General features: G+C 49.0%; 22 protein-coding genes. 17 read left to right on the plus strand and 5 right to left on the minus strand.

All coding sequences use genetic code 11. From position 1 onward, the window contains the following. Positions 1-48: 48 nt before the first annotated feature. Positions 49-357 carry an ATP-dependent Clp protease adapter ClpS gene (gene clpS / locus RBH92_RS11860; RefSeq protein WP_307932233.1) on the plus strand — a complete coding sequence of 103 codons (309 nt, stop codon included), beginning with the start codon at positions 49-51 and terminating at the stop codon, positions 355-357. 1 nt (position 358) lies between these two features. After that, positions 359-2,614 (plus strand): ATP-dependent Clp protease ATP-binding subunit ClpA, encoded by a 2,256-nt coding sequence (clpA, locus tag RBH92_RS11865; protein WP_307932234.1) that lies wholly within the window; start codon positions 359-361, stop codon positions 2,612-2,614. Between the two features lie 310 nt (positions 2,615-2,924). Here the strand turns inward: clpA and RBH92_RS11870 are convergent, their stop codons facing one another. Next, positions 2,925-3,068, minus strand: coding sequence for a hypothetical protein (locus RBH92_RS11870; RefSeq protein ID WP_307932235.1), 144 nt, complete (start codon positions 3,066-3,068; stop codon positions 2,925-2,927). 239 nt (positions 3,069-3,307) lie between these two features. On the opposite strand from RBH92_RS11870, the gene RBH92_RS11875 reads away from it, so the two are divergent. Further along, positions 3,308-3,634 (plus strand): hypothetical protein, encoded by a 327-nt coding sequence (locus RBH92_RS11875; RefSeq protein ID WP_307932236.1) that lies wholly within the window; start codon positions 3,308-3,310, stop codon positions 3,632-3,634. 44 nt (positions 3,635-3,678) lie between these two features. On the opposite strand, the gene RBH92_RS11880 is transcribed toward RBH92_RS11875, so the two are convergent. Both RBH92_RS11880 and RBH92_RS11885 read right to left on the minus strand, forming a co-directional pair. Continuing rightward, complete coding sequence (locus RBH92_RS11880) at positions 3,679-4,674, minus strand: IS30 family transposase (protein WP_307931565.1); 996 nt, start codon at positions 4,672-4,674, stop codon at positions 3,679-3,681. Positions 4,675-4,756: 82 nt separating this feature from the next. Continuing rightward, entirely contained in the window at positions 4,757-4,966 is a 210-nt protein-coding gene (locus RBH92_RS11885; RefSeq protein WP_307932237.1) for an addiction module protein, read from the minus strand. A gap of 680 nt (positions 4,967-5,646) precedes the next feature. Between RBH92_RS11885 and RBH92_RS11890 the strand changes: the two genes are divergently transcribed. From RBH92_RS11890 to RBH92_RS11920, 7 genes are all read left to right on the plus strand, one after another. Continuing rightward, the gene (locus RBH92_RS11890) at positions 5,647-6,414 is read left to right on the plus strand and encodes a DUF3450 domain-containing protein (protein WP_307932238.1); all 768 of its coding nucleotides are present in this window, start codon (positions 5,647-5,649) and stop codon (positions 6,412-6,414) included. After that, positions 6,411-7,907 carry a MotA/TolQ/ExbB proton channel family protein gene (locus tag RBH92_RS11895; RefSeq protein WP_307932239.1) on the plus strand — a complete coding sequence of 499 codons (1,497 nt, stop codon included), beginning with the start codon at positions 6,411-6,413 and terminating at the stop codon, positions 7,905-7,907. The genes RBH92_RS11890 and RBH92_RS11895 overlap by 4 nt, the downstream gene beginning before the upstream one ends. Then, positions 7,900-8,532 (plus strand): MotA/TolQ/ExbB proton channel family protein, encoded by a 633-nt coding sequence (locus RBH92_RS11900; RefSeq protein ID WP_307932240.1) that lies wholly within the window; start codon positions 7,900-7,902, stop codon positions 8,530-8,532. The genes RBH92_RS11895 and RBH92_RS11900 overlap by 8 nt, the downstream gene beginning before the upstream one ends. Further along, positions 8,529-8,936 (plus strand): ExbD/TolR family protein, encoded by a 408-nt coding sequence (locus RBH92_RS11905; protein ID WP_292924640.1) that lies wholly within the window; start codon positions 8,529-8,531, stop codon positions 8,934-8,936. Before RBH92_RS11900 ends, RBH92_RS11905 begins: the two co-directional genes overlap by 4 nt. A gap of 4 nt (positions 8,937-8,940) precedes the next feature. After that, complete coding sequence (locus tag RBH92_RS11910; RefSeq protein WP_307932241.1) at positions 8,941-9,576, plus strand: energy transducer TonB; 636 nt, start codon at positions 8,941-8,943, stop codon at positions 9,574-9,576. A gap of 9 nt (positions 9,577-9,585) precedes the next feature. Beyond that, positions 9,586-10,758, plus strand: coding sequence for a tetratricopeptide repeat protein (locus RBH92_RS11915; RefSeq protein ID WP_307932242.1), 1,173 nt, complete (start codon positions 9,586-9,588; stop codon positions 10,756-10,758). Between the two features lie 155 nt (positions 10,759-10,913). Next, positions 10,914-14,084, plus strand: a complete 3,171-nt coding sequence (locus RBH92_RS11920; RefSeq protein WP_307932243.1) for a TonB-dependent receptor domain-containing protein — start codon at positions 10,914-10,916, stop codon at positions 14,082-14,084. 44 nt (positions 14,085-14,128) lie between these two features. Here RBH92_RS11920 and RBH92_RS11925 read toward each other — a convergent pair whose 3' ends face one another. Together RBH92_RS11925 and RBH92_RS11930 are read right to left on the minus strand one after the other, a co-directional pair. After that, the gene (locus RBH92_RS11925; RefSeq protein ID WP_307932244.1) at positions 14,129-15,529 is read right to left on the minus strand and encodes a PAS domain S-box protein; all 1,401 of its coding nucleotides are present in this window, start codon (positions 15,527-15,529) and stop codon (positions 14,129-14,131) included. 29 nt (positions 15,530-15,558) lie between these two features. Beyond that, positions 15,559-17,997 (minus strand): two-component system response regulator, encoded by a 2,439-nt coding sequence (locus RBH92_RS11930; RefSeq protein ID WP_307932245.1) that lies wholly within the window; start codon positions 17,995-17,997, stop codon positions 15,559-15,561. A 418-nt stretch (positions 17,998-18,415) separates the two neighbouring features. Here RBH92_RS11930 and RBH92_RS11935 point away from each other — a divergent pair, with 418 nt between their 5' ends. The 7 genes from RBH92_RS11935 to RBH92_RS11965 all read left to right on the plus strand — a co-directional run bounded on the left by RBH92_RS11935 (position 18,416) and on the right by RBH92_RS11965 (position 26,196). Continuing rightward, positions 18,416-19,396: a bile acid:sodium symporter family protein gene (locus RBH92_RS11935; protein WP_307932246.1), complete on the plus strand. Its 981-nt coding sequence runs from the start codon at positions 18,416-18,418 to the stop codon at positions 19,394-19,396. Positions 19,397-19,565: 169 nt separating this feature from the next. Beyond that, positions 19,566-19,844: a hypothetical protein gene (locus RBH92_RS11940; RefSeq protein ID WP_307932247.1), complete on the plus strand. Its 279-nt coding sequence runs from the start codon at positions 19,566-19,568 to the stop codon at positions 19,842-19,844. Positions 19,845-19,939: 95 nt separating this feature from the next. After that, the gene (locus RBH92_RS11945; protein ID WP_307932248.1) at positions 19,940-21,541 is read left to right on the plus strand and encodes a hypothetical protein; all 1,602 of its coding nucleotides are present in this window, start codon (positions 19,940-19,942) and stop codon (positions 21,539-21,541) included. 492 nt (positions 21,542-22,033) lie between these two features. After that, the gene (locus RBH92_RS11950) at positions 22,034-23,776 is read left to right on the plus strand and encodes a type I restriction-modification system subunit M (RefSeq protein WP_307932249.1); all 1,743 of its coding nucleotides are present in this window, start codon (positions 22,034-22,036) and stop codon (positions 23,774-23,776) included. Continuing rightward, the gene (locus RBH92_RS11955) at positions 23,773-23,952 is read left to right on the plus strand and encodes a hypothetical protein (RefSeq protein WP_307932250.1); all 180 of its coding nucleotides are present in this window, start codon (positions 23,773-23,775) and stop codon (positions 23,950-23,952) included. The genes RBH92_RS11950 and RBH92_RS11955 overlap by 4 nt, the downstream gene beginning before the upstream one ends. Further along, complete coding sequence (locus tag RBH92_RS11960; protein WP_307932251.1) at positions 23,942-24,889, plus strand: Abi family protein; 948 nt, start codon at positions 23,942-23,944, stop codon at positions 24,887-24,889. The genes RBH92_RS11955 and RBH92_RS11960 overlap by 11 nt, the downstream gene beginning before the upstream one ends. Next, the gene (locus tag RBH92_RS11965) at positions 24,886-26,196 is read left to right on the plus strand and encodes a restriction endonuclease subunit S (RefSeq protein WP_307932252.1); all 1,311 of its coding nucleotides are present in this window, start codon (positions 24,886-24,888) and stop codon (positions 26,194-26,196) included. Before RBH92_RS11960 ends, RBH92_RS11965 begins: the two co-directional genes overlap by 4 nt. Positions 26,197-26,226 lie beyond the last annotated feature (30 nt).

Here is a 26,226-nt window from a genome sequence, read left to right on the forward strand (position 1 = left end):
CGGATTAATTTCGGTACTTCAATGTTTCTCAAAAGCTGGTAAGTCGTAATGTCTGACAATCATTTAGAAGTCATTTCCCATGTACACGAGAAGGCAAAACAAAACCCCCCTCCTCTCTATAAAATATTATTATTAAATGACGATTTCACACCTATGGAGTTTGTGATAGAAGTGCTTAAAATGTTTTTTTCCATGAATCATGAGCAGGCTACACGAATAATGTTAAAAGTGCATATTGAAGGAATGGGTATATGCGGAATATACCCAAGTGATATCGCAAACACAAAAGTAAAACAGGTTACTGATTATGCGAGAAGAAATCAGCATCCGCTCAGGTGTGTAATGGAGGAAAATTAAGATGATCGCTCCAGACTTGGAAGTCAGTTTGCATATGGCTTTTGTGGAATCAAGGCAGAAACGATATGAATTTATAACGGTTGAGCATCTGTTACTGGCAATGCTCGACAATGCCAGCGCAGCAGAAGTGTTAAATGCATGCCTGGTTGATATTGAAGATTTACGGTCAGCCCTTTTAGACCATATCACACGACATACTCCCGTAATTAATGGAACAGAAGAAGTTGATACGCAACCGACCCTCGGATTTCAACGCGTAATTCAGCGAGCGATTCTTCACGTTCAATCTTCCGGAAAAAAAGAGGTTACGGGCGCTAATGTTTTAGTTTCGATTTTTGGTGAAAAGGATTCCCACGCGGTTTATTTCCTCCATCAAAGAGGTGTTACACGTTTAGATGTCGTTAATTATATCTCTCATAATATTCGCAAAGTCTCACACGAAACCGATGCCAAATCAGGCAATGAAACCGATACTGACAATGAATCCAGCACCAATGGATTGCCCGAGAACTACACGATCAATCTTAATCACCTAGCTTTACTCAATAAAATTGATCCGCTGGTCGGGCGCGAAAAAGAAATCGAACGCGTTATTCAAACATTATGCCGGCGCCGGAAAAACAACCCGTTGCTGGTCGGTGAAGCCGGTGTCGGTAAAACCGCAATTGCGGAAGGTCTGGCTAAGCGCATCGTCGAAGGTGATGTACCCGATCTGCTGCTGAAACATCAAATCTATGCACTCGATATGGGCGCTTTATTAGCAGGCACAAAATATCGCGGTGATTTTGAGCAACGCTTGAAAACATTATTGAAGCAGCTCACCGATAATCCTTCCGCCATCCTGTTTATTGACGAGATTCATACCTTAATTGGTGCAGGCGCGGCTTCCGGCGGGGTGTTAGACGCGTCCAATTTACTCAAACCTGTTTTAAGTTCCGGACAATTACGCTGCATTGGTGCCACCACTTACAATGAATACCGTGGGATCTTTGAAAAAGACCACGCCTTATCAAGGCGATTCCAGCAAATAGAAGTTAGCGAACCCAGCGTGGATGATACCGTTGCCATATTACGCGGTTTAAAATCGCGATACGAACAGCATCACAAAGTCAAATACACCGCTAGCGCTCTAGTTTCCGCTGCCGAACTTTCGGCTCGATTCATTAATGACAGACACCTGCCTGATAAGGCGATCGATGTGCTTGACGAAGCAGGGGCAGCACAGCGGTTATTACCTAAATCCAGAAAACGCAAGGTGATAGGCAAGAACGAAATCGAAAATATTGTGGCCAAAATCGCACGAATTCCGCCGCAAAATATATCCACCAATGATCGTAATCGATTAAAAAATTTGGGACGCGATATGAAGACGATTGTCTTCGGTCAAGATGGCGCTATCGATGCATTGACAGCCGCTATAAAAATGGCAAGAAGCGGACTTGGAAATCCACAGAAACCGGTTGGTTCCTTCCTGTTTTCCGGACCAACAGGAGTTGGAAAAACCGAAGTGGCAAAGCAATTAGCCTATGCGCTTGGAATTCACTTACATCGCTTTGACATGTCTGAATACATGGAACGGCATGCCGTTTCCCGTCTGATTGGCGCCCCTCCGGGTTACGTTGGCTACGATCAAGGCGGGTTGTTGACCGAAACCGTGATCAAGCATCCCTATTCAGTATTATTGCTGGATGAGATTGAAAAAGCACATGTGGATATTTTTAACATCCTACTGCAAGTCATGGATTACGGAACCCTCACTGATAATAATGGACGAAAAGCCGATTTTCGTAATGTCATTATCATCATGACCACGAATGCCGGCGCGGAATCTCTCACCAAATCCGCTATCGGGTTTACCAAAAGCAAATCAACCGGAGACGAACTCGCGGATATTAAGAAATTATTCACCCCCGAGTTTCGTAATCGGCTGGATGCAATTATCTCTTTCGCACCGCTCAATGAAGAAATCATCCTTCGTATAACCGATAAATTCCTGATCCAACTCGAGTCGCAGCTACATGAGAGAAAAGTAGAAGCGACATTCACCGAGAAACTTCGCAGTTATCTTGGAAAACATGGTTTCGATCCATTAATGGGCGCCCGCCCGATGGAGCGGCTGATTCAAGATACAATCCGCAGCGCGCTGGCCGACGAATTGCTATTCGGACGGCTTGTCAATGGTGGAAAAGTAATCGTCGACATTGATAAGAACGAAAAAATCAAACTCCTGTTTGAGAACGAAGCTGCGCTTTTATGATCCAGGCGATATCCTAAGCCTGGATTAATCTTCGCAAAGGAAAAGCCGTTTTTCGGTACACCTAACCGGAATTGCTGAACTTCTGGCGCAATCGTTTTGAATCGTCTTCATTGCCGCCGTTGGACGGCGGATTGACTGGTTTTAAAAACCCGGGCTGCCCAGAGATAATAGAAATCTCTTCGATAAAAATTCCTGAAAAAAATTCTTACAAGCTATTACTTTCATTTCAAATAGCCACTAGCACTGGTTACAAGCAGATTGGCGCTATCCATAGCATTGACCAGAAAATAAAGCCACAACTCCCACCCAGCTAAACGTTCATGTTCCGATTTTGATTGTTACCGATCAAGGTGCCATCGCTACTTGCAGCCCAACCGGGTGTTGTTAACGAAACAGTGATCGCGATCGATCCCATCATCAGCGCACCAATTTGCATTACCTGATGCTGTTTCATAGCCTTCTCCTATCCATCGTTGTTGATTGATTTAAAACTTTTGAGCGGATATCACCAACATATCCGTCCGGGATGTTAGCCAGAGGATGTTTCAACGATATGATTAGCCGGTTAAATTCTAATGAATCTATGATGACTTGATTGCGCGCATGATTTTTGCAGTTCAGTGTTCAAAAACTGCCAACACTATATAATCAACGAATCCTTAAAACCAATCGGATTTCAAACAGGAAGCGATCATGAAAAAATTTTTTTGGTTACTGTTTTCTTTAAGCCTTAGCAATGCTTATGCCTTGTCGATCGTATATGACGGATTTGAATGTACGGATGAATCGGCAGCTTCCAGTGTTCCGGCGCAAAGCAGATTTTTAATCGAACAAGACTTGGGGAATGGCCATTACAAATTGTTGCTGGAGGGTGGTTACTTGGTCTTCAAAGATAAAGCCTGTCTGGAAATGCTAAGTAAAATTTCAGAAGGCCTTGAATATGTAGCCGATCTTTCACGGATAAAAGCAGTCGCGTATTTTAATGGCAATCAGCTAGGGTCTGTTGACGTTTTAAGATAAGCATTTCATAGGAAGAGGCAAACTCGTAATATTGGGACGCGGATTCAACTTCGAAGTGCAACGCCTAGCGGTGGCTTGGTATAGCGCACCGTCTTTCCGAAGAACACCTCAAACGGGGTTCTGAATCCAAGCACCTTGCGCGGTCGATGGTTGAGTCTATCCACCGCCCATTGTACTTGTTCCTGGGTCACCTTAATCAATTCCATTCCCTTGGGGAAATACTGCCGCAGCAGACCATTGCTGTTCTCGTTCAAGCCGCGCTCCCATGAATGATAAGGATGAGCGAAGTAGATATCCACATTGAGTTTCGCAGCAATGGTTTCATGCTCCGCAAATTCTTTCCCGTTGTCGAATGTCATGGTGTGGCACTTGCGTTTATGGGGGCGCAGCAATCGCGTTACCGCCGCCGTTACGCCCGATGCATGTTTGCCGGGCACTTGGGCTGCCAGAATGTAGCGCGACTTCCTCTCGGCCAGCGTAACCAATGCGCCTTGATGGTTCTTGCCGATTACGGTGTCGCCCTCCCAGTCGCCTATGCGGTTCTTCTGATCCACGATCCCCGGACGCTCATCAATGCCGATCCGGTTCTTGATCGTGCCCCGGCGCTCTTGACCGCTCGCATAACGCTTCCTGCGGGGCTTCTGGCAACGCAAATGCCGCCACAGGTCGCCACCTCGACGCTTGTCTGCATATATGTGCAAGTAGATCGTCTCGTGACTGATCTGCAACACACTTTCCAAAGCAAGTCGACGGGCCGCTTGCTCCGGACTCATGTCCAGCCGAACCAATCGCTCAACTTCCGTCCAGTCCGACATTGATAAACGCTGGGCGTTGGCGCATTGTTTTCGGCGCTCGTTCCGTAATTCCTGCGCCTGCTTGGGATACCAGTCACGCCGACCCTTGTTCCGCCTGAATTCCCGCGAAATCGTCGACTTGCTCACGCCCACTGCATCCGCTATTCGCGATTGGTTCAAACCCGCCTTCTTCAAGCCGGAAATCTGGTATCGTTGCTCGCTGGTGAGCTGCTTGTAGTGCTTCATCTGTGCTCCTTCTACTTGGTCGTTTAAGAAGCTCCGATACTACCGCAGCTTGCTTCCTAAACTTCCTTACAAAAGTTGCACTTCAATTTTGAATCCACCCTTCGTTACCTGGAATTGCTGCACCGGCAGCTCCGGAACGCATTTCCATCAAGCGCTGGTGAGCAGTTGTGATCCATTTCTTGTCAATCTCGGATTCGGGCTGATTGAGGCTACGCAATAGTGAATCGACAATCATCACGCGCTCTTCCACCGGAAGCGCTGTAATCTCATCAATCATTTTTTTCGTATTCATCGTTATTACTTCCCATGCGAATTGGATACATTAACCCACGCAATAATAACATCCAAACTGCTCACGCTTACCGCTATCCTGAACGGCTACCTGATGTAACTATCATTCTGCTGCATAAATTTTTATGAATCGTCTTTTCGTAGCTGGCTGAATAGAATGAGAGTGGAGCCAGAAACTATCAGAGAAACCTCTGACGCCAACCGATTCGAGGGATTGAAACTTAGCCGCGCGGAATCCAAGCAAGCCTAAACCCACCAGCAGCATCGCTCATAATAACCGCCGGCCGCCGCCGGTTAAACACAACATTCGGCAACAGCTAGCAATGTTGCAATCTCAATTAACGTTCATTAATTTTAGTTTCTCATTTGAAATTCAATGAATTACGTATTGCTGTCAATACTATTTTTAGAATTGCAATTCCAACGGTATGAGACCTTTGCACGGTTACTACGCGGCACGATAATTGCGTTAAAAATTCGCGAAAAATGCTCATTTACCCCGTTGTAAACTCCGCTTGTTCGCAAATTTTTGCCTTATTCTCGTACCGCTCATGACACCGTGCAAAGGTCTCGGTATGCAGGCGGTTTATGAATCCATCCCTTCTTTGTTAAATGACATCGAAATGTCATGAAAGTGAAATATTCGGCTTGTAGTATTCACGCCAACATAAGAGGGGTTGTATGCAGATTCAGTTATCAAAAAAAATCGTGGTGTTAGGCAGTTGGATGCTGCTTGGTTTTGCATCGCCAGTTTTGGCAAGCAATATTGAAAATCTTGCAAAATCACTGGCTAAAATCCGTGGTGAAGTGGAAGCGTTGCAGTCGCAACTCGATATAGAAAAAGAAAAATACAGCAGCAAAATGTCCACGCTCAATTCGCAGTTGGCGGACTTGAGCGTCGAAGAACGCCGCCAGAAATTGAGTATCGAGAAACTGCAACAGTCGATCGACAAACTCGGTGTAACCACTCAACAAGCCGAGCAATCCGGCGAACATTTGAAACCGGTCTTACTGACCGCGTTGGCAGAGTACAAACGCCATATTCAAGGCAGCTTTCCGTTCAAGGTCGACGATCGCATTAAAGCCATCCATGATCTGGAAAATAACCTGGCGAATCAGCAAATTGATCCAAGTAAAGCGGTTAATCAAACCTGGTCGCTAATCGAAGATGAAATCAGGCTGAGCAAGGAAAATGGGATTTACCAGCAAACGATTTTGCTGAACGGCGAGAAGGTGCTGGTTGACATTGCCAAGATCGGCACGGTGTTTATGTTTTTCCAAACCAAGGATAACCAGAGCGGGATGGCGAAACGATCCCAGGACGGTGGCTGGATTTTTGAAACCGTGAGCGATAGCGCCGATCGCGAACGCATCCGCAATCTGTTCGATTCACTCAAAAAACAAATCCGCCAGGGTTATTTCGAATTACCTAATCCATTAAGTAAATGAAAAAAATTTTAATTAATCTTCTGTTGTTGATGGTGATCTGGGCCAGTTCCAGCTTTGCCCAGCAACCCAAGGATGCGGCCGCCGGCGAGAACGTCACGGTATCGGCTCCGGAAGGAAAATCCGCAACAGCGCCCGCCAAAAAGCAACCGGAAGCGAAGCAGCAAGCGGTTAGCTTGGAGACCGCTTACAAACGGGAATATGCCTTTCTGGAAGCGCAGAAGCGCGAACTCAACGAGCGTTTAAGAAATTACCAGGCCAGCACGCAACGGGAAGAACAAGCGCTGAACGCTAAAATCATTGCGCTGGAACGGACATCCGTTGAGCGCTCGTCAAGAATAGATCAGCTTAATGCGCAGTTAGCCGAATCCGAACGCAGCGAAGCTGCGGTATCGGAGCGTCATGACGCACTCGAAACAACTTATTTGCAGGCGGAGCTGACACTCAAGAATCATGGCATTGAAATGCCCCAGGCGATGAAGGATGCTAAGGGCGATGATCCGGAAAAAGTCGACTTTATTTTCAAGCAAGCATTAACGTTGCTGCAGAAGCTTGGCAGCATTCAAACCAAACCGGGTCATTTTTTCCTTACGAACGGTAAGCAAGCCGAAGGATCGTTGATTCACCTCGGCAATATCGCAGCTTTCGGTATCAGCGCGGAAGGCGGCGGCAGCTTGGTACCGGCAGGCGGCGGTGATTTCAAGGTATGGAAAAACGCAGGCGCGGAGAGCGCTGCTGCGTTGAGCAAAAATGAACAACCGGCGGTGCTGCAGTTGTATTTATTCGAATCGCGTTCAACCTCGATTGACGAAGCGCCGGAGAAAACGCTGCTGAGTATCATCGATTCGGGCGGTCCGATTGGTTGGGTAATCGTGATACTGGGCGGATTTGTAGGGATATTGGTAATGATCCGCGCCCAATTGTTGCGGACCAATAGCGCCGATAACGCGCAATTGACCGATCAGATCATTCAGCAATTGACTGCCGGAGATCTCGAAACGGCCAAGAAGCACTGCGAAAGCAATACCTCTGCAATCGGCCGGGTGCTGCACTATACCTTGCGTCATCTGAAAGACGATCGCGATCACATGGAAGGCATTGTCTATGAAGCGATTCTGCAGGAATCAGGGCCGCTCGACCGGTTTGGCCCGGCGATTCTGGTGATCGCATCGGTGGCGCCGCTGTTGGGTTTGCTCGGCACGGTCACCGGCATGATCGAGACTTTCGACATGATTACCGAATTCGGCACCGGCGATCCGAAGTTGTTGTCGGACGGCATCTCGATTGCGCTGGTTACCACCCAGCTCGGTTTGACCGTCGCCATTCCGACGCTGTTGCTGGGTTCCTTGTTAACCGCGTGGGCCAAGAATATCAAACGCGATATGGAACATTCGGCGCTGCGGATTATTAACATTTTCCTGGGTGGCGGTGTCGATGTTGAGGAATCCGATGAAATCAGCACCGGTGGAACTTCACTTGCGCTAGGCAATGCCTGATATGGACGCGGCTGAACATTTATTGATCGTCAAGGAAATGTTCGCAGCGGGCGGTATCGTGATGCCGCCGCTGGTGCTGTGCACGCTATTGCTGTGGTACGGCCTCGGCTACCGGTTCTGGGTGATGAAAGAACCGAAACGCATGGGCGTGCGCGATCTGCTGCAATACTATCAGCAAGATTATGACCGGCCCGCGGTCAATATCGTTGCGCGCGCGATCAAGCAAGGCGTGCGGTTGCAAAAAAAAGGCGTCAAGAATTTGCGCCGTCACTTGGATGCGGCTTTTTACGAATATGAACGGGAAATCGGAAAGTTTGCCGTGCTGGTGCGCGTCGTGATTCTCATTGCGCCATTGCTGGGATTGCTGGGTACGGTGATCGGCATGATCGAAACCTTCGACTCGCTGGCGACCATGACCCTGCATTCGCAATCCGGCGGTATCGCCGGCGGCATTTCACAAGCGCTGTTCACCACGCAAATGGGATTGACGGTGGCGATTCCGGGTTTGCTGGCACATAGCATTCTCAGGCGCAAACAGCAGCAAATCGAATTGGATCTGTCGCAAGTCAAGGATTTGCTGTGCCATCAAAGTCATCTTCAACCTTCTAGCGGGAGTCATTCATGATGCGTAATAACGAACCGGCCGAAGCCGAGACAACCATCGATATGGCGCCGTTGATCGACATCGTTTTTATCTTGTTGATCTTCTTTATGGTGACAACGACTTTCGTCAAAGACATGAAACTGGATCTGGAGCGGCCCAAAGCGAATAGCGCAGTGGCGGCGTCGAGTAAAGCGATCCGGTTGTTCATTGATCGCAACGGCGATACCTATGTCGACGGCGAGGCGGTGCGGTTGTGGTTAATACAAAGCAAATTGCGGGATTTATTGAGTACTTCTTCCAACAAGATCGTGCTGGTTGTCACCGATGAAGGGGTGCCGGCGGGACGGCTGGTGGAAGTCGTGGATCAAGCGCGCTTGGCGGGTGCCGAGAGCGTGGGTGTAGCAACGAGAAAAGAAGCGGGGTAATGATATGAGTACGATGACAATGAAAAAGCATGCAGCAGGGGTGGTATCAATGTTTTTCGGGGTGACGATGGTGTTCGCGTTGATCGTGATTCTCAATCACTATATGGGAAAAATCGAACGCACGCCGCCGCAGGAAGTGACGGAAATCGCCATGACCCGGGAAATCAAGCAAGAACCGAAAAAAGAAATCAAGAAAGTGGAACCCAAGAAACAGGTTTCCCGTCCGCAAGCGCCTGCACCGTTCAAGGGATTGGATACCGCGTTGTCGGGTATTGACTTGGGGTCGCTGGGTTTGGACGGCGGTTCGCGGGATGTTGACGATGGCTTGCTTGGCAAAACCGGCAATGTCGTGATGACCGCCGATTTGGTGGATGTTCCACCGAAGCCGATTGCGCGAGGATCGTTTAAATATCCGCCAGCGGCCAAGAAGAACGGTGTCAAGGGTTATGTGTTGCTGTCGGTATTGGTTGAAGCGGATGGCTCCATCAATCAGGTGCAGGTTCTGGAATCCAGTCCATCCGGCATTTTTGACGCCGCGGCGCTGCAAGGCATCCGCGCCTGGCATTTCGAACCGGCCAAATACAAAGGCGATAACGTTCGCGTATGGGCCAAACAAAAAATCCGCTTTGATTTGTCCTGATAAATCCCTATGAAAAACCGGCCGTTCTGGCACTTGCATTGCCTGATTTATATTGCGATTGCATTGAGTTGTTATACGCACGCGGTGCAGGCAGCGGATAACAAAGCGGCATCGTCCGATTTCATCGAACTGGCCGCAGTGATGCTGAGGGATGGCCATCACGACCGAGCGTTGCTGGCTTTGCAAAGCGTCGATCTCGCTAACAAGAAAACCGATCTGGCGCGGTTTTATACCTTGCAAGGATTGGCGTATCTGGGGTTGAACGACCTCGAAGCAGCCAGAGACAGCTTGCAGCAAGCGATCAAGAACGGGCAGCAGGATCGCTCGATTTTCATCTATCTGGCGCAAGCGCATTTTGGACTGAAAGATTACCGCAACACCGTGAATGCGATTGGCAAGGCGGGTGATTTAGTCAATAAAGACGCGATGCTGATCAGTTTGAAAGCGGAATCGCACTGGCATTTGCAGCAGCCGGATGCGGCGATCAGAGCTTTGAATGATGGTCAGCGGGCATTTCCATCCGATTTTCGCTTTCTGAAACGCAAGGTGTTTTATCTGGTCGAGCTGGGACTCTATCAGGAAGCCGTCCAACTGGGCCGGGACTTCTTGCGGCGCTCCAAAGCCAGTGCGGCTGATTACGTGGCTTTCGGCAATGCCTTGCGCTTGAGCGGCGAATTTCAGGAAGCGATCAATATTCTTGAAATTGCCCGGCTGCAATACCCGGATGACGAACTGGTCGCAAAACTGCTGGCGCACACTTATTTGGATCAGGGGCAATTGAATTCCGCAGCGTTTATTCTGGAACAAGCGGCGTTGCTCAATCCAGCCTTGCAATCGGAAGCGGCGGAAATTTACCGGCGGGCCGGACGGCTTCATAAAGCGCTAACGTTGAATGAAAGTATTCTGGATCAGAAGGTGAAGCTTAAACAGCGGTTATCGATCTTGCTGGCGCTGAAGCAATTCGAGCGTGCCGCCAATATGGAAAGTAGCTTGTACCGCACCGGCCTATTGGAAGATCAAAGCGTCCGCTATGCGTTGGCATACGCGTTGTTTTCGACGCGGCGTTTTGCCGAAGTCAACAAACATCTCGATCATCTCAAGGATGCTGAATTGTTTCGCAAAGCGACCGAATTGCGCCGGTTGATGGAAGTCTGCAAAACCGAGCCTTGGCAGTGCACCTGAAGCAATAGGTCCTCATCCCGCCATAACCAACTGCAATACGTTTGCAACATTTAAAAAATAAAATTTTATCTCCATCCGCGATGCAGTGAAGTTGGAGAGAGTGCTGATTACGCCGAATGAATACAAAATTAATAAAAATTTTCCGGATATGTTGTTTGCTCCTGGCTGTTTTATTCAATGGTTCAGCCTGGGGAAATGAAGAAAAAGCGGAATTCTCGCTACATTTGTTTCAAAACGGTTTGCCGGTCGCCGATGCGGAGTTGCTGATTACCAGCGAATCTTTCGAGAAATCCAGCGCCATTTTGATATTCGAGTCAACGCCTTCTTCCTATGCCTGGAAACCCCCTGGCGATGCGCCGCTCAAAACCAATGACAGCGGCAGTCTGGCGGGAAAATTACCGCCGGGGCAATATCAATTTACGATCCAGACAACCGATGGCCAGCAATTCACATTTGATATGCCGTTAAGCGCCGCTGAAAATGCGCAGATTCTGGTTACCTTTTATGCCGGCAAAAAAAAGCCGCTGCTCAATATCGAGAGCTCGGCAGCCGGTACGCTGGCCGGTACCGATGCCGCAGGTACTGTTGCGCGTGATCAGGGCGAAGGCGTGATTTCGGTGCAAGTGCTGTCGGTGGAAACGCAGAAGCCGCTCAAGGATGTGCAAGTATTTCTGAGCGGATTGAAAGAAAAACTTAGAACCGACGATCAGGGGCGCGTGACCGCGACCGTTCCGGCCGGAAGCTATAGCGTGTCGTTGCTGCATAGCGCCTACAGCAGCCAAACACAAGACGGTGTTCAAATCGCTGATAGTCAAACCACCGAATTGAGCTTTAAATTAACGCCGGCTGGCGTGGAGTTAGCCGAATACGTGGTGCTGGAGCCGCATCTGGCCGGTACTATCGCTTCGATCATGGAAGAACAACGCACCGCGACATCGGTGGCGACGGTACTCGGCGCGGAGCAGTTCAGCCGCAGTGGCGATGGCGATGTCGCCAGTGCGCTGCGGCGCGCATCCGGATTGACGCTGGTCGGCGGGCAGTATATTTTCATTCGCGGTTTGGGTGAGCGTTTTTCAACCACCTTGGTCAACGGCGCGGCGATACCCAGTCCCGATCCGACCCGGCGCGTGGTGCCGCTGGATTTATTTCCGACTAATATCCTCGAAAGCGTAATGGTGCAAAAATCCTATTCGCCCGACCGGCCCGCGGAATTTGCCGGCGGTACTTTGGAGATGCGTACACGTGGCATTCCCGATGCGTTCTTTTTTAACCTCAATTTGCAAGCGGGCGTCAATGACAACACCACTTTCCAGGATGGTTTGACGTACAAAGGCGGCGGTCTCGATTTCACCAGCTTTGATGACGGCGCGCGGGCGCTGCCCGATTCGATTGCGGATGCGACAGCGGACGGGCGTCCGCTGCAGCAACAGACACCGTTTAATCCGCGTGGCGCTACGCCGGCGCAAATCGAGCGGTTCGGCGAGGATTTATCCGGCGTTTGGAATATCAATAAGCGCACGCGCGGACCGGATACCGGGATGCAAGCTTCGATGGGCGACCGGTTTACGTTTGGTGATTTTACCGTCGGCTATATCGGCGCGTTGGGCTGGAAGCAGGAATTCCGCAATCAAAATGAGATTAACCGCGAATTTGCCATTACCGACGGCGAACTGGTCAAGAAAACCGATTTCGATGTGAAGCGATCGCTCCGCGAGGTGCATGTAACGGCTTACGGCGGCACCGAATTGCAGTTCCGCGATACCCACAAGCTGTTCGCAAGAACCATGTTTTTGCGGCAAATGTTCGATGAAGCCCGGATCGACCAAGGTTTTACCGATGCCGAAACGTTCGATATCCGCCGCAGCAAATTGAAGTTCTTCTCGAATGAATTATTGATGACGCAGGTTGGCGGCGAGCATCGCGCCGACTGGCTGAAAGATTTCACGCTGAATTGGTTGTTCACTGATGCCACCGCGAACCGCGTGGAGCCGAAGACGCGCGATTACCGCTTCGACGATACCGGCGGTGGCGGACGGTTTTCATTCTCGCGGCAAATCGACAGTAACCGCACCATGTATTCGAATCTGGTCGATCGTGATCAAAGCTGGCGCGTCGATGGCAAGTTGCCGCTGGAACCGAACTACAACCATAAAATCGCGTTGATCGGCGGGATGATTACGCAACAAAAAACCCGGGATTCGGAAATCCGCAGTTTCAATTTTTATCCGGCCGGACCCGATGGGAGAAATAATGCGATACTCGGGCAATCGTCGCTGGAAAGTATCCTCAATCGCAACTATATCGGTCCGAACGGATTTCAGTTGCGCGAAGGCACGCGCGCCAGCGACAGCTACAATGCTTCGCAAAGCTTGCTGTCGTATTACGGTAAACTGGATTGGACGTTCTACGACCGTCTGAATATTTCGGGCGGTTTGCGCTGGGAGGATAACAATCAAAAGGTCAATACTTTCACCGGTTCGGGTAACGCGTTGACCCCGACGGTGGCGGGACTCAATCGTATCGACATGCTGCCTTCGATAACTACAACCCTGTTTATTTCGGATAAGCAGCAGCTGCGCGCCGGGTTCAGTCAATCCTTGTCGCGTCCGGATTTCCGTGAATTATCCGTGGCGCCGTTCACCGATATGAATATCAATCAGGAAGTCATCGGCAATCCGAACTTGAAGCAGACCAGCATTACCAATTGGGATGCGCGCTGGGAATATTATTTGTCGCCGAGCGAAAATATCTTTGCCGGTTTCTTCTGGAAAGATTTGACCAACCCGATCGAACTGGTGACGCAGGTTGGTTCCGGCGTGCTCAATACTTATCAGAATACCGACAAAGCCAATCTCTATGGTTTTGAACTTGAGTTGCTGAAAAAACTCGACGATGTGCATCCGTTGCTGCAGAATTTTTACGTCGGCGGCAATTACACCTGGTCGAAATCGAATGTCAAATTAAGCCAGGAAAATCTGGCTTCGTTGTCGACCCCCGAGCGGCCGTTGCAAGGTCACTCGTCGCACATCGTCAATTTCCAATTCGGTTATGACAATCCGGCAACCAAAACGCAAGCCACGCTGCTCTACAACGTCGCCAGCAAGCGCATCGTATCCGCGGGATTGCTGGGAACGCCGGATAAATACGAACAACCGTTTCATCAGCTCGATTTTGTGATCAGCCAGCATTTGTACAAACGGCTATCCGGTCAATTGACGATGCAGAATCTGTTGGACGATGACGTGCTCATCATGCAAGGCGACGAAATCAGCCGCCAGTTCCGCCGCGGACGTTTCTTCAACTTGAGCGTGCGTTTGGCGTATTGATCAGGAAAAAGCGGGAACGACCTTTTCCTTATTTTGAATAACGGTTACTGCTGCAAGGGGACCTTGAGTGTGAAACAGGTCGGTTTCTTGCGGTGAATTGTCAGTTCCGCCGAAATCTGCTCGCTGAGCAGTTGAACCAGTTGCAGACCCAGCGATGTCGTGTTTTCAATATCCAAATCGCGGGGAATGCCAACCCCGTTGTCGCTCACGCTTACCAGCAGTTGTCCGGGCGTTTGCAGCTTCAGGTAGATTTTGATTTTTCCTTTGCGGTCGCAGGGAAACGCATATTTCATCGCATTGGTGCAAAGTTCGTTCAAAATCAACGCAAGCGGAATACTGATATCAATCGGTAAATGAACCTGATCGGCATTGATCGCTATGGCGGTTTTTTCAGCATCCAATGCATACGAAATCGACAAATTGTCTGTCAGTAATTGGATGAAACTGGAAAAATCGATGCGAGAGAAGTCGAGCGACTCGTATAGAATCTGGTGGATCAAGGCCATTGATTTTACCCGGTTTTGACTTTCTTTCAGAACGGATACGGTTGTTTCGTCCGGTAACTTTTCAGACTGCATGCCGAGCAAGCTGTCGATAATTTGCAGGTTGTTTTTGACCCGGTGATGAATTTCCGACAGCAATATTTCTTTTTCCTTGAGCGCTGACTTGAGCAGTGCTTCCTGTTGCTTGCGTTCAGTGATATCGATGACCGATGCGAGCACCATCCTTCCTCTGGGTGTTTGAATCGGATTGAGACCGACCTCAACCGGAAATTCCTTGCCGTTTTTATCTAAACCGTACAAATCACGGCCGTGACCCATGGCCCGTGCGCTGGGGTTTTTCAGGTATTCACTTCGTAATTCAGGGTGATGTGCGCGGTGTGCGACAGGAATCAAGATTTCGATCGATTGCCCGAGTAATTCCTGCCGCTTATAGCCGAAAAGTTCTTCCGTGGTGGAATTAACCAAGATGATTTTTCCCTGTTGATCGGTCATGACCATGCCGTTCGGAGAAGCCTCGACCGCCAGCAATATCATTTCTTCAGCATGCTTGCGATCGGTAATGTCGACGATCGCCGCCAGCACAAACGTACCGTCCCGCTCGGTTTTAACCGGATTCAATCCGACTTCGATCGGAAACTCTTGGCCATTTTTATGCAAGCCGTAGAGATCTCTGCCGTGACCCATCGCACGCGTCTGCGATTCGTTGAGATACGCTTGCCGGTAATCCGGATGATTGTGACGGAGACGTTCGGGAATCAGCTTCTCCACTGAATGACCGATCAACTCCTGCCGTGTATAACCAAACAGCTTTTCCGTTGCGGAATTCACCATGACAATCTTGCCGCCGGAATCGGTCATAATCATACCGTTGGGTGATGCTTCCACGGCGAGAAGCATGATTTCCCCGGTATTGCTGAAGTTTCCGAATCGGGTTGATGGCATTTTAGCTCACTGTTTCTGAAGGGTTAATGTTAGAAATTAAAAGCATCGATCCGATCTGGAAGTTTGCGGATCAAATAGGGAATCTGTTCTGCGGGAACCGGTTTACTGAGCAAGTAACCTTGCAACTCATGGCACCCAAGATTGCCGAGAAAAAAGGCTTGATCGTATGTTTCGATTCCTTCCGCAGTCACTTGCAGATTGAGTTTCTGAGCCATCGCCAGAATTGCAGCGGCAATGGCGCAATCGTTGCTGTCATGCGGGATGCCTTTGACAAAACTTTGATCGATTTTCAATCGCCGTATTGGCAGATTCTTCAGCGAACTCAAACAGGAATAGCCGGTGCCGAAGTCGTCGATGGATATCGGTATGCCCAGGTTTTCCAGTTGCTCCAGATTCGAGATATAAATTATTTCGTTCTGCAAGCAGGATTCCGTAACTTCCAGTTCCAACAAGTGCGCCGGTATTTCGTGCTGTTCTAATAAATCCGCGATCAACTGTTGCAAATGCTTATCTGCCAATTGGCGGATCGAAATATTCACGGCAATGCGAAGATCGTTGAGACCTTTGGCGTGCCATTGCCGGAGTTGTTTGCAAGCTTCCACCAGAATCCAATTACCGATTTCGACAATCAACCGGCTGGTTTCGGCGACTGGAATGATTTCAGCAGGAGACAACAAGCCTTTGACGGGGTGCTGCCAGCGGATCAAAGCTTCGACGCCGGTGATGCGCCGCTGCGAAAAAGAGAACTGCGGCTGATAGTGCAGCACAAACTCATTTTTAATCAGCGCATGATGCAATTCTCTTTCCCGGGTTAAATAATGAACTGCTTTCTGCGTCAGCGACGGGTGATAAAAAGCATAATTGTTGCGGCCTTTATTTTTGGCCTCATACATTGCAGTATCGGACATTTGCACCAGATCGTCGTGATGTTTCGAATGATCCGGATAAACGCTGATGCCGATGCTGCACGACAGCACGATTTCCATGTTGTTGATAACAACCGGTTGCGATAAGCAGTCGAGGAGCTTTTCAGCGACTTTTATCAGCGCTTCGTTCGACTCGACACTCGGCGCGATCACGATAAACTCATCACCTCCCAATCTGCCCAGGGTATCGCTCTGCCGCAAGACCGCGGCCATGCGATGGGCGGCGGAGCAAAGCACCGAATCACCGTGGGCATGACCCAGGGTGTCATTGACTCGCTTGAAATTATCGAGATCGATGAACAACACACCGAGCATCGAAGCATCGCGTGTTGCCTTTGTGAGCGCCAGCTGCAACCGGTCCATGATCAACATCCGGTTTGGAAGCTTGGTCAGGCTATCGTAGTAAGCCAAAGACGATAGTTGTTCCTGGGCTTCGCGAATAACCGTGATGTCCGAAATCATGACCACATACTGTTGCTCTTCGTTGACTTTTGCCGGGATGAGTCCGATGGTTAACCAGGCATACATCGTTTCCTTACTTCGTTTGAAAGTCGAGATCTCACCGCACCAGTGGTCATGCCGATCGACATGTTGCCAAATCTCCTCATACTGACTATCACCCAAGGCATGATTGGTCAAGAACGGTAATTCTTTGTTTTTGAGGTGATGCGGCTTAAATTGAGTAATGCTGTAAAAGGCGTCGTTGGCGCAACTGAATTGACGACTCTTGTTCAGTATCACGATACCTTCCGCAGCGTACCTGAACACGGTTGCCGCCTGCGCCAGCCGGTCTTTGGTAAGCCGGCTTTCAGTCGTTTCTTGCAAGACGCCGACAATCTGGCTTACTGCCGCATCGCTGGTTGCAAATGCCTTGCCGTACAGCTTATACCAGAGGGTTTTATTGCTATCCGCATGAACGCGAAACTCAATTTCGCCTGCTGAGCCTTTTTTGTTGCGTAGCTTGTCGATGAAATCGACTACCCTTTGTTTATCGCTGTCATCAATCGTGAAAAAGAAATCTTGCCAGTTTGATATCGGCTCGATATTTCCATTAGGTCTCTTGCTCATAAAAATTTCGTGCGAATTTTTGACTTCCCAAGTTCCTAATCGCGCGGCTTCCAATGCAAGACGGAAATGCTCTTCACTCTTTTTCAATTGAAAATCGTTTTCAAAGCGCTCGATGCTGACCTGGATGATGATGTGTAATTCCCGGTCGGAAAAAGGTTTGAGTAAATAGCCGTAAGGTTTGGTTGTTTTTGCGCGGGTTACGGTTTTTTCCTCGGAATAAGCCGTCAAATAAATGATTGGAATGCTATGAATTTTTTGTAATTGGCTGGCGACCTCAATGCCGTCCATGTCTCCTTGGATATGAATATCCATCAGCACAATATTGGGAAGTTCCTGATCGACCAGCGCCAATGCTTTTTCACCGCTGGCGGCCATGCCGGTAACTTGATAGCCTAGTTTGGTCAGCCGTCTCTTCAAGTCCAGCGCAACAATTTTTTCATCTTCCACAATCAGGATCTTGATGTTTCCACTCATGGTTGCCGCCCTTTCTTTAGTGGGAATTCCTATTGGCCGGGTAGCCAACAGCGAATACTTAACAAATTAACAAAATATTGAATAAATGAAAATCAGCGATCTCTTATAGTAATTTTCTTACATCGAAGTTGATTGCGGCGCTGCTAGCAGGTAGTAATGAGAAACAAACGAGTGCGGTGTGAATTGTCCATGCAGTAACAGCATCAGCGATGTGCATCGGCGTTTATTTTCGGCGTTAATCGCGCCTGCCCACTTTTCAGGATAGCGAATAACCTGCACAATCCGCGATTATTGGTAACATCTTCACCGATCGGACAACAATCCAACGAATCAGTCGAGCTTTTTATGGTGTATCTTAACGAACCGTTAACGTTTGTTTTTTCAAAAAACTTTTTTAGCCGCGCTTGTCTGCTTGGCGGTGAACGCTGGATCACTGCCGGTTTTCTGCGGGAGCCTGTTTGATATGCTGCAAAAACTGACATTGTTGTTCCCGCTTTGGATGATTCTGATCTGTGCGACAGCGTTGATTTGGCCGGCATGGTGGACGTTTACGAATCAAGGCGTCATCGTGGTGCTGATTCTGGGTTTTGTCATGCTGTGCATGGGATTGACGCTTACTATCAACGACTTCCGCGGTGTTGTCCGCATGCCGAGAGCGGTGGCAATCGGTTTTGCCGCGCAGTTTTCCATCATGCCGCTGCTCGCTTGGGGAATCGCTTATTTACTGGAACTGCCGGATTATTTTGCGGTTGGTTTGATTCTGGTGGGTTGTTGTCCCGGCGGGACGGCTTCGAATTTGGTGTCGTACATCGCCAAAGCGGATGTTGCGCTGTCGGTGGTGATGACGGTCTGTTCCACACTGGCTGCGGTAGTATTGACGCCGCTGCTGACGCAATTGTTCGCGGGTGCATTGGTGCCGGTCGATACCTGGATGCTGTTCAAGCAAACCATCCAAGTCGTGATCGTGCCGATCGCGCTGGGGTTGTTGTTGAACCGCTGGCTGCCGGGGCTGGTGCAATGCGTGCTGCCGGTCGCGCCGCTGCTGTCGGTCTTTGGCGTGTGCGTTATCTGCGCTATTGTATTTGCCGCCAACGCTGAGTCTATTTTGGTTCATGGCGCCGACTTGCTGCTGGCAACGCTGATGCTGCATGGCGGCGGCTTTTTAATCGGCTACCATTTCGCAAAATTTTTAGGCTGCCCGGTACGCAGCGCTCGCACGATTGCAGTTGAAGTCGGTATGCAAAATTCCGGTTTATCGATCGTGCTGGCTAAGCAAGCATTTCCGATGTTGCCCTTGGCGCCGGTGGCGGGCGCGGTATCGGCGGTGATGCATTCGCTGATCGGCAGTTTATTGGCGGTTTTATGGCGATTACGGCCTGCCGTTTCTGATCGAAGTTAACCAGTAAAGAGGAATGTTCGATGCTTCTCCCGGAGATACGAACACAATCCTCTGTGAATAACGGGCTTCCTTGTTGGTTCAGCGTGTATTAATTGGGCCCGGACTATGTTGTTTGCAGCCATGACGCAACGGCTGTTCAACAACATCGTCAATCAACAAGGGGTTCATCATGAAAAAGCTTGTTATTATCGTTATCGCGGTTTTACTGTTATGCGGTTTCCGCGCGCCAAACGGCAATATTATTTCCAAAGGCGATTTGGCCGACAAGCTGATCGTCAATATGGGCGAGCCGCATCAAAAAACCGATCTAGGGATGATTCAAACCCGGGCTTTTGGCGGAATTGCCTATATCAAACGCGAAGTATGGTTCTATAGAATCGACGATTACAACTATCGCTTCGTGATCGAGAACGGTCAAATCGTTGCCGATCATTGGTCGCGCTTCTGAGCGGGTCGGGTGACATGCAAATGTCATATTCCGGTAATGTTTGACTGTTAGATTGTTGCCACCTTATTACAATTAACGCACAAAGGTGGTACATCATGTTTGAAATAAAGCAGGTAACAAAACGATTAACCGCAGTGACAGCATTGCTGCTGGGCGGCCTCGCCATCAACGGTCACGCAGCGACCGCGACTTACAATCCGTCAACCGGCCTGGTCGAACTTCCGGTCGTGGAAGTGTTGAGCGGCGGGTCATCGGCATTCTATAGCGCGCAATTACAATTAAGCGGCAGCGAACTGCAATTGGTTTCGGCGGCTCCGATCGGGGCGGCCACCGGGCAGCGTAACGTATTTGATTCTGATACAGCGGCGGTGCATATTCCTTCGGTACTGGTCGGCGCGGATGACTTTTATGTGAAATTGAAATTGGTGCCCGGATCCAATCCGTTGCGCTTTTCGCTGGATCAAGTCGTCAGTAACGCTTTCCAAGGTTGCCCAAGTTTCTCGACCAACGGTCCGGTTGCAGGGTCTTGTATTCTGAGCGGCACGATCACGTCCAATGTAACTTTGACCAAAAATATTCAATGGATTTTATCGGGCGGGGTGTATGTCGGCGGCGATAAAGTGCAAAACGCGACACTGACCATTAATCCAGGCACTCAAATTTTCGGACAAAGCGGCGCGGATTATTTGTGGATCCGCCGCGGCTCCAAAATCATGGCGGAAGGCACGCCGGATAATCCGATCGTAATGTCAGGGCCGTTGCAACAAGAACCCGGCGAATGGGCGGGTCTGGTAATCGCCGGTAATGCGCCGGTGAATGGTTGTAACGCCGGTGTGGCGCTTTGTGAGATTCCTTTCGAAGCGATCACGACCGAGAAATTCGGCGGCAACAATCCGAACGATAGCAGCGGTGTCCTCAAATACGTGCAGATCCTGTTTGCCGGCGCGCAAGTCCGTCCGGATGAGGAGTTGAACGGGTTGACGTTGAACGGCGTCGGTTCCGGCACCATCATCAGTCATATTCATGTCCATGCCGGCTTGGACGACGGTATCGAAGTATTTGGCGGTACCGCGCAAATGAAATATCTCGTTCTGACCGATATTCGTGACGATTCTTTGGATTGGACACAAGGCTGGAAAGGGCGTGCGCAATTCGTGCTGATCAAGCAAGCGGCGGATTCGGGCGATCGCGGCATTGAAGCGGATAACAATGAAGTCAACCACGACAGCGCGCCGCGCACACAACCGGTTCTGTCCAATATGACCATCATTGGCCGTAACGGCAGCGCGGTTCAAGGGGTGTTGCTGCGCCGTGGCACTGGCGCCAATATTCACAATTCTGTAATAGCCGGCGGTTTTTCATCTTGCGTGAGAATCGATGGCGCTTCAACCTACAACAATGCCGGATCGGTCAGCGGTTTGAGCGGCAATTTAACCATTGAGAATTCTTTTGTGAATTGCACCAGCGATTTCTCCGATGGCGAAGGAAAAACTTTCACGACCGCGGATTGGTTTGCCGTGCAATCCGGCAATCAAGCCAGTAATCCTTTGTTAAACGGTTACTTGCCGGCCGCTGGATCGCCATTGACCACGAGTGGATCCGCAGTTAGCGATGCGTTCTTTACCGTGGTTGACTATGTCGGTGCGTTTAAAGATGCCGGCAGTGACTGGACCAAAGAATGGACCTTTCCGTTCTAATGGGCTGGATTGAACCGGTGTAAGAATTTACTGCTACCCGATTCGATTCTACTCATCTACTTAAAAATCGCTGGTTCCCCATTCCGGGCATCAGCGATTTTTTCATGGCATTCATCAATGCGCAAAAGAACCGCCTTCAGTCCCGGGCGAGTCATTGCTCGCATCAGCCAGCGCGGGTTGAACATCTACGGACACCGCTGACCAGGTCACGCTGTTTTTAACACCGCAGCGGCAACGCAGATAGTTTTTCAACGGCCTGCTAGACTTGTGGTTTGGTATAAGGCTTAATTAAGCTTATGATGCCTGTTTGAATGAGACCTTTGCACGGTTAGTACGCGGCACGATAATTGCGTTAAAAATTCGCGAAAAATGCTCATTTACTCCGTGTAAACTCCGCTTTTTCGCAAATTTTTGCCTTATTCTCGTATTGCTCATGACACCGTGCAAAGGTCTCTGAATGTGTGCCAATAATAAAAACTGAAGCAAGCAAGTATGAATCATCAATCCCTCTCCGCCTTTATCTGGTCGGTCGCTGATCTTTTGCGTGGCGACTACAAACAATCCGAATACGGCAAGGTAATTCTGCCTTTTACGGTACTGCGCCGGTTGGATTGCGTGCTGGAATCGACCAAAGATGCTGTATTAGCCGAAAACTCGAATAAGCAAAGCGCTGGCGTGAATCCTGAGCCATTTCTGCTGCGCAAAGCCGGGCAGAGCTTCTACAACATTTCGCTGCTGGATATGAAGAAGCTGATGGGCGATCAGGATCACATCAAGGAAAACCTGTTTGCCTATATCCAGGGCTTTTCCGTTGCAGTGCGGGATATTTTTGAGCATTTCGACTTTTATACGCAAGTTGAGCGCTTGGCTAAAGCCGGATTGCTGTATCAGGTCACCGAGCGTTTTGCCAATGTCGACCTGCACCCGGATCAAGTCAGCAATAGCCAAATGGGGCTGGTGTTTGAAGAGCTGATCCGAAAATTTGCCGAGATTTCCAATGAAACAGCCGGTGAGCATTTCACGCCGCGCGAAGTCATTAAGTTGATGGTCAATCTGCTGTTTATCGAAGATGACGACATATTGGCCAAACCCGGTGTGGTACGAACCATCTACGATCCAGCAGCGGGTACCGGCGGTATGTTGTCGGTGGCTGGTGAATATTTGCACGAACACAATCCGGCTGCACGTTTGACGATGTTTGGCCAGGAGTTGAATCCTGAATCCTACGCCATTTGCAAAGCCGATATGCTGATCAAAGGCCAGGATGTGGCCAATATCATTTTCGGCAATACTTTTTCCGATGATGGCCATCTGCACAAGAAATTCGACTACATGCTATCCAATCCTCCCTTTGGCGTGGAATGGAAGAAAGTAGAAAAGGAAGTTCGCAAGGAACATGAAACGCAAGGTTTCAATGGCCGCTTTGGCCCAGGATTGCCGCGCGTATCCGATGGTTCGTTACTATTTCTGCTGCATCTGATCAGTAAAATGCGTCCGGCTGTTGATGGCGGCAGCCGCTTTGGCATTGTATTGAACGGTTCGCCGCTCTTTACCGGTGGCGCGGGTTCGGGCGAAAGCGAAATTCGCCGCTATGTGCTGGAAAACGATCTGGTGGAAGCCATTATCGGTTTGCCGACGGATATGTTCTATAACACCGGCATTTCCACTTACGTTTGGATACTTTCCAACCGCAAACCGGAACACCGCAAGGGATGGGTGCAATTGATCGATGCTTCGGGTTACTGGCAAAAGATGCGCAAAAGTTTGGGTTCCAAGCGTAAAGAACTATCCGATGAGCATACTGCAGAAATTACCCGCTTGTTCGGGCAATTCATCGAAGCGAACGAAGGCAAGAAACCGATTTCCCGGATTTTCAAGAATACCGACTTTGGTTATCGCACCATTACTGTGGAGCGGCCATTGCGCGATGAGCATGGGCAGATCGTGTTAGCAACCAAGGGTAAACAAAAAGGCCAGCCACAGCCGGATAGCAACCTGCGCGATACTGAAAACGTGCCGCTCAATGAAAATATCGAGGATTATTTCAAACGGGAAGTATTGCCGCATGTACCCGATGCCTGGATTGATCACGAAAAAACCAAGATCGGCTATGAAATCCCGTTCAACCGGCATTTTTATGTGTTTGAACCGCCCCGGCCACTGGCTGAAATTGATGCCGATTTGAAACAATGCACAGACCGAATCCTGACCATGATTAAAGGATTGTCGGCATGATCGATACGATCGGTTATTGCGACTATAGCAGCTTAGGGGGTAAAAGATCCTTGAGTTTTTTTGCCAATCAGCCGATAATTCGACCCAACAACACCCCTCAAGCCTATCCTGAGTTAACGCTCAGTGACGCTCAAACCGAGGGGTTACTCATTTCTGGGGCAGGTAATGCAATATAACAAGCCGCCCCTATCTATTTCAGACCAAGCACAACTTCTATTAGACCGTGGCATGCAATGCCAAGACAGGCAGCGTCTTGAGCATTATCTTGCTTATATTGGCTACTATCGCTTAAGTGCCTACTGGCTACCTTATGAGCAACCCAGCGCAGTGCAGGGTCAGCGCAACCATCAATTTCAAGCCAATACCCAATTTGAAGAAATCCTTAGACTTTATATCTTTGATCGCAAACTACGCTTATTGGTCATGGAAGCAATTGAGCGCATTGAGGTGGCTGTGCGCTCAAGTTGGGCAGGCGCCATGGCTGTGAAGTATGACAGCCATGCATACATGCAAAGTGACTTGTTTAAAGACCCTTGGAATCACGCAAAACATTTGGCAAAATTCACGCGCGATTTAAAAGAAAGTAATGAAACCTTTGTTACGCATTACAAACGCAAATATTGTCAGCCTTTCTTGCCACCTATCTGGGCAGTAGCTGAAACCATGAGCTTAGGCAGCTTATCTTTATGGGTCGAAAACAGTAAAGATAACAAAATAAAAGCAGAAATCGCAAAAGCCTTCGGCTTGCCCACAGTGGATATTTTAGAAAAAGTATTGCATGCACTCACGCCCATACGCAATATTTGTGCGCACCACTCGCGTTTGTGGAACCGCAATTTTGTTATTTTGCTTCCCCATATCAAGAAGTTACGCGGCCAGCTCATCACAGAGCAACACCAAGCAGCATCAGGCGAAATACAAACAGCATTGACGCGTACACTCTATAACTTTTTAGTGGTGATTCAACATATGATGTTGCATATCAACCCAAGCACAAGCTGGAGTGATAGATTAAGCGAGTTGGTTATGCCGTTGAGCAAGGCACAGCGCCAAGATATGGGTTTCCCGGCAGATTGGCAAACCAAAAAACCTTGGGCAAAGGATACCGCATGAGTTTGCCTGCATACCCAGCGTACAAAGACAGTGATGTGGCATGGTTGGGGGAAGTGCCGGAGCATTGGGAATTAAAGCGACTAAAGCATTGCTTTCGACTGTTGACTGAAAAAACCAATCGACGTGAAAATCCTGTCGCTTTAGAAAATGTAGAAAGTTGGTCAGGCCGGTTTATCAAGACTGAGACAACGTATGAAGGAGATGGAGTTGCTTTTGAACGAGGTGATATGTTATTTGGGAAGCTACGGCCATACCTTGCAAAAGCCTATCTAACTGAAAATGATGGAGAGGCTATAGGGGATTTCCATGTTTTGCGTCCAAAGGAAGTAACATACAGTCGCTTCTCACAGTATCAAATATTGAATCGAGAATTCATTGATGTTGTTGATGGATCAACTTTTGGCGCAAAAATGCCGCGTGTTAGCTGGAATTTTCTTGGCAACATGATTTTAACTGTACCTTCATTTTTTGAACAACAAACTATCACCAACTTCCTAGACCGCGAAACCGCCAAAATTGATGAACTGATTGCCGAACAGCAACGGCTCATCGAATTACTGAAAGAAAAACGGCAGGCAGTTATTTCTCATGCGGTGACCAAAGGGCTGAATCCTGATGCGCCGATGAAGGATTCCGGCATTGAATGGCTGGGTGAAGTGCCGGAGCATTGGGAGGTGATGCCGTTAAAAAGAGACTTGGTATTTCTGACCAGTGGCTCAAGGGGATGGGCCGATCACTACTCGGATGATGGAGCGATATTTATTCGAATAAGTAATCTGACACGAGACAGTATAAAGCTCGAATTGTCTGATATTCAGAGAGTTGCTGTTCCTATTGGCACCGAAGGTGAGAGGACAAGAGTTCGACCCGGTGACATAATGTTTTCCATCACGGCTTATCTAGGTTCAGTTGCAGTAGCTCATGAGAAATTAGAGGCAGCGTATGTAAGCCAACATGTTGCCTTAGCAAGACTAGGGCATCGTTATCTTTTGCCTGAATGGGTTGGTTATGTTTCACTATCAATTGTAGGTAAAACCTATCTAGAAACCCAAGGCTATGGTGGGACAAAAATTCAGCTAAGTTTAGATGATGTAGCCAATCTATTGATGACCGTTCCATCCATAAATGAACAGTCCGCAATCACTGCCTTCCTCGACCGCGAAACCACCAAAATTGATGAGCTAATAAACGAAGCAAAAAAAGCTATCGAATTACTCAAAGAACGCCGCACTGCCCTGATTTCCGCCGCTGTGACGGGAAAAATTGACGTGCGCGGTCTGGTAGCGGACAAACTGGCTGTGGAATAAGCCGCAAAACGATTTCCGCCCTGAAATCCC

Origin of the sequence: Nitrosomonas sp. sh817 (assembly GCF_030908545.1) — a bacterium.
Classification (GTDB): Bacteria; Pseudomonadota; Gammaproteobacteria; order Burkholderiales; family Nitrosomonadaceae; genus Nitrosomonas.

Excerpts from the sequence above, each read along its gene's own strand:
- clpS (WP_307932233.1), top strand. The coding sequence starts at position 49 with ATGTCTGACAATCATTTAGAAGTCATTTCCCATGTACACGAGAAGGCA.
- clpA (WP_307932234.1), top strand. The coding sequence starts at position 359 with ATGATCGCTCCAGACTTGGAAGTCAGTTTGCATATGGCTTTTGTGGAA.
- RBH92_RS11870 (WP_307932235.1), bottom strand. The coding sequence starts at position 3,068 with ATGAAACAGCATCAGGTAATGCAAATTGGTGCGCTGATGATGGGATCG.
- RBH92_RS11875 (WP_307932236.1), top strand. The coding sequence starts at position 3,308 with ATGAAAAAATTTTTTTGGTTACTGTTTTCTTTAAGCCTTAGCAATGCT.
- RBH92_RS11880 (WP_307931565.1), bottom strand. The coding sequence starts at position 4,674 with ATGAAGCACTACAAGCAGCTCACCAGCGAGCAACGATACCAGATTTCC.
- RBH92_RS11885 (WP_307932237.1), bottom strand. The coding sequence starts at position 4,966 with ATGAATACGAAAAAAATGATTGATGAGATTACAGCGCTTCCGGTGGAA.
- RBH92_RS11890 (WP_307932238.1), top strand. The coding sequence starts at position 5,647 with ATGCAGATTCAGTTATCAAAAAAAATCGTGGTGTTAGGCAGTTGGATG.
- RBH92_RS11895 (WP_307932239.1), top strand. The coding sequence starts at position 6,411 with ATGAAAAAAATTTTAATTAATCTTCTGTTGTTGATGGTGATCTGGGCC.
- RBH92_RS11900 (WP_307932240.1), top strand. The coding sequence starts at position 7,900 with ATGCCTGATATGGACGCGGCTGAACATTTATTGATCGTCAAGGAAATG.
- RBH92_RS11905 (WP_292924640.1), top strand. The coding sequence starts at position 8,529 with ATGATGCGTAATAACGAACCGGCCGAAGCCGAGACAACCATCGATATG.
- RBH92_RS11910 (WP_307932241.1), top strand. The coding sequence starts at position 8,941 with ATGAGTACGATGACAATGAAAAAGCATGCAGCAGGGGTGGTATCAATG.
- RBH92_RS11915 (WP_307932242.1), top strand. The coding sequence starts at position 9,586 with ATGAAAAACCGGCCGTTCTGGCACTTGCATTGCCTGATTTATATTGCG.
- RBH92_RS11925 (WP_307932244.1), bottom strand. The coding sequence starts at position 15,529 with ATGCCATCAACCCGATTCGGAAACTTCAGCAATACCGGGGAAATCATG.
- RBH92_RS11930 (WP_307932245.1), bottom strand. The coding sequence starts at position 17,997 with ATGAGTGGAAACATCAAGATCCTGATTGTGGAAGATGAAAAAATTGTT.
- RBH92_RS11940 (WP_307932247.1), top strand. The coding sequence starts at position 19,566 with ATGAAAAAGCTTGTTATTATCGTTATCGCGGTTTTACTGTTATGCGGT.
- RBH92_RS11945 (WP_307932248.1), top strand. The coding sequence starts at position 19,940 with ATGTTTGAAATAAAGCAGGTAACAAAACGATTAACCGCAGTGACAGCA.
- RBH92_RS11950 (WP_307932249.1), top strand. The coding sequence starts at position 22,034 with ATGAATCATCAATCCCTCTCCGCCTTTATCTGGTCGGTCGCTGATCTT.
- RBH92_RS11955 (WP_307932250.1), top strand. The coding sequence starts at position 23,773 with ATGATCGATACGATCGGTTATTGCGACTATAGCAGCTTAGGGGGTAAA.
- RBH92_RS11960 (WP_307932251.1), top strand. The coding sequence starts at position 23,942 with ATGCAATATAACAAGCCGCCCCTATCTATTTCAGACCAAGCACAACTT.
- RBH92_RS11965 (WP_307932252.1), top strand. The coding sequence starts at position 24,886 with ATGAGTTTGCCTGCATACCCAGCGTACAAAGACAGTGATGTGGCATGG.